Genomic DNA, 1,044 nt, shown 5'->3' with positions numbered 1-1,044 from the left:
GAGGAAGTGCACCAGAAGCTATGGACCTCCACCTCACCGGCAAGAAGGCTCTCGTCACCGGCGCCAGCCGCGGCACCGGTCTCGCCATCGCCAAGGCCCTGCTCGCGGAGGGCGTGCGCGTGGCCGGCTGCGCGCGCACCCTCACGCCCGCGCTGAAGGATTCCGGCGCCGTGCCGATCGCGTGCGACGTCACCGCGCCCGACGGGCCGCGCGACCTGGTCGCGGAGGCCGCGGACACGCTCGACGGCCTCGACTTCCTCGTCAACAACGTGGGCGGCAAGGACACCTACAACTCGGGCGGGTTCCTCGCCCTGGACGACGCCGAATGGCAGCGGACGCTGGACCTCAACTTCACCAGCGCCGTGCGCGTCACCCGGGCCGCCCTGCCGCACCTGCTGCGCCAGGGCGGCGTCATCGTCAACATCTCCTCGACGGCGGCCCGCGTCCCGGCGTCCACGACGGTGGACTACGGGGCGGCCAAGGCGGCGCTGAACGCGCTGACCAAGGCGCTGAACGAGGAGTTCGGACCGCAGGGCGTGCGGGCCCTGACCGTCTCGCCCGGTCCGATCAACATCGAGCGCTGGTCCGACCCGGACGGCCCGGCGGCCATCCTGGCCGCGGCGTTCGGCGTCCCGCAGGACGAGTTGGTGGCCCACCTGCCGCAGCGCTTCGGGCTGACGACCGGGCACATCGCGGAGCCGGCCCACATCGGCTCGCTCGTCGCCTTCCTGCTCTCCGGTCAGGCGGCCAGCATGGCCGGGGCCGACGTCCGGGTGGACGACGGGCTGGTCAAGGCCGTCTGACAGCCGCCCCCACCTGTCACCGCGCCCCGCCCCACCGCCGCCGCGACTCGGTCCCACCGGGTCGCGGCGGTCGCGGTGGTGGCGGGGCGCGGACGTCAGGCCCCCACGGTGCCGTCGACGCCCTCGCGCAGGAAGTCGGCGTGCCCGTTGTGCCGGGCGTACTCGTGGATCAGGTGGAGCATGACCAGGCGCAGTGACACGTCCGTGCCCCAACGGGGTTGGTGGCCGGTCACCTCCAGGG

The 1,044-nt window shown here is 73.7% G+C and carries 2 protein-coding genes; one reads left to right on the top strand and one right to left on the bottom strand.

Going from position 1 to position 1,044, the window contains the following annotated elements:
• Positions 1-803 (top strand): SDR family NAD(P)-dependent oxidoreductase (locus KUM32_RS40360; RefSeq protein WP_308408847.1); only part of this gene is annotated, 803 nt, incomplete at its 5' end.
• A gap of 95 nt (positions 804-898) precedes the next feature.
• Here the strand turns inward: KUM32_RS40360 and KUM32_RS40355 are convergent.
• Positions 899-1,044: DUF664 domain-containing protein (locus KUM32_RS40355; protein ID WP_217146668.1), on the bottom strand; the 146-nt coding region annotated here is incomplete at its 5' end.

It is taken from the genome of Streptomyces sp. AC627_RSS907 (genome assembly GCF_019049165.1).
Note: the sequence above shows the minus strand (reverse complement) of the source record. Positions and strands in the feature narration are given on the sequence as shown.